Here is a 1,838-nt window from a genome sequence, read left to right on the forward strand (position 1 = left end):
AGACCAGCAAAGCCGCTCCAAGCACGACCATGCGAAAGTACCCGATACCCCCGGCAACCCACGCAGAGCCGCCAACGAAGGGACCGAACCACTCCTAGGCGACAAACGGTATCTTATAACCGCCATTCCGAGCTGAGATTTAATTGCCAATCAGCACGAAGAGTCCGAGCTATTGGGGCGTTCTATGGCATAAAATCGGGCCGTGGAACAGCTGGGCATCAGCTATAGTTTGCGGGATTGCCGCGCCATGGCGGTCAGGCCACATAGCATCGTGTCGTGGCTGAGCAAGCCGGGTGAGTCTTTCCGCCCGGTCCGCCCACATCCACTGAGTACCTGTGGCCGAAATGAAAGGTCTCCCTATGAAGGAGCTCATCCCCTTTTCCTTGGTGCTGGGCGCTGTTGTGTTGTCTGGCTCCGGATGTTCTGCCGCCACCCCTGGCCCGGGCGCAGCCGTTCCGACCCCGAGCACCTCATCGGCCGCGGCGGCTGCTCCCGCCACAGGCTGGGAGCTGGAGACCAAGGGCGGCGCCGAACGGATCAAAGCAGCCGGCCTGCCGGTCCTCAACATGGAAGGGGCAGCTGAGCACTTTCACGCGCATTTGGATGTTTTCGTGGACGGCAAGCCTGTCACTGTCCCCGCGGACATCGGCTTCAGCTTCACCGCGACCGGGCAGCCGAACGGCATCTCGGCATTGCACACCCATGACGAGTCGGGCATCATCCACGTTGAGGCGCCGGTCGCCGGGGACACCTATACACTTGGCCAGCTTCTGACGGAATGGGGCGTCCTGGACGGCACCAGCAAGCCAGGGACCGCGCATTCAGGCGCATCGGACTGGTCGGTTACCGTGAACGGCGCGAAGCGGGACGGGCCCGCCCAAGGTGTCGTCCTGAAAGCCCACGACGAGATCGTACTGTTCCACGGGATGGCGCCGGACCCGCTCCCCACGGCGTTCAAGTTCCCGGCTGACCTGTAGGCACTGGACCGTTCCCCCTGCTCCGAGCCACCCATGACGGTTCCCCCACGAGAGGATTCAGAACCGCCATATAGAGCTGCGATTTAAGCGCCATTCTGAACGAACAGTCACACCCACACCATTCCGCGAAAATTAGAGCAATGCCGCCCGCAGCGGTCGCCGGGTCGACGAGACGCCTCGTATCCCTAGGGTTGCGATACGGCAGTATGGAAGCAGATCTTCAGCTCGATGAGTTTGCCGAGAGCTAAAGGGCAACGTTCTGCCCACCGAACCCGAATTAGTTGCTCACAGCGGCTGCTACCGGCGCAGCGCGCTCGGTAGTCACGACGTCGAGCATCAATTCCGGATCCGCATCGTCGAGGTTCTTCATCGGCGGGATGATTCCCTTCCGGATCGTCAGGGCGGCAATGATGGCTTCAACCGCGCCCGCGCCTCCGACGAGGTGTCCGATTGAGGCCTTCGGGGCGGTGACGGGTATTTGTTCGCCGAAGACGGCTCGGATGGCAGCGGCCCCGCTTCGATCGCCGACTGTGGTTCCGGTTGCGGGCAGTTGATGTGATCGACGTCACTGGGTTGAATTTTGCAACGACGGACGGCCAATGTCATGGCGAGGATTTGCCCGGTGCCGGTAGGGTCGGGTGCAGTGATGTGGTGGGCATCTGAGGAGATGCCGAATCCCGTGATGTGGGCGATGATCGGAGCGCGCCGAGCCGCTGCGTGCCGTTCTGATTCCAGCCCGGGACCGGGGGTCTGCCCCTTCATATTGTCTAGGTGCGTGGGTCGGTAATTGTTTGAGGGTTCCTCAGGTTTGAGCCGTAACGGCCCGAGGCCGGTTTCCTTGTCTTGGAAAGGGGCCGGCCT

1 protein-coding gene and 2 pseudogenes are annotated in these 1,838 nt (G+C 62.0%); 1 reads left to right on the top strand and 2 read right to left on the bottom strand.

Features of this window, described 5'->3' with window-relative positions; genetic code table 11:
• Window positions 1-359 precede the first annotated feature (359 nt).
• A complete protein-coding gene (locus ABIB45_RS22455) occupies window positions 360-977 on the top strand; it encodes a hypothetical protein (RefSeq protein ID WP_354218040.1) in 618 nt (205 codons plus the stop codon).
• A gap of 370 nt (window positions 978-1,347) precedes the next feature.
• Here the strand turns inward: ABIB45_RS22455 and ABIB45_RS22460 are convergent.
• Together ABIB45_RS22460 and ABIB45_RS22465 are read right to left on the bottom strand one after the other, a co-directional pair.
• Window positions 1,348-1,527 (bottom strand): annotated as a pseudogene (locus ABIB45_RS22460) (beta-ketoacyl-ACP synthase); the annotation flags it as partial.
• A gap of 8 nt (window positions 1,528-1,535) precedes the next feature.
• Window positions 1,536-1,739, bottom strand: a pseudogene (locus tag ABIB45_RS22465) (beta-ACP synthase); the annotation flags it as partial.
• Between the last annotated feature and the right edge of the window lie 99 nt (window positions 1,740-1,838).

Origin of the sequence: Arthrobacter sp. UYCo732 (genome assembly GCF_040547265.1) — a bacterium.
Classification (GTDB): domain Bacteria; phylum Actinomycetota; class Actinomycetes; order Actinomycetales; family Micrococcaceae; genus Arthrobacter.

What these genes read in the sequence shown, in the direction of transcription:
- ABIB45_RS22455 (WP_354218040.1), top strand. Translation starts at nt 360, where the DNA reads ATGAAGGAGCTCATCCCCTTTTCCTTGGTGCTGGGCGCTGTTGTGTTG.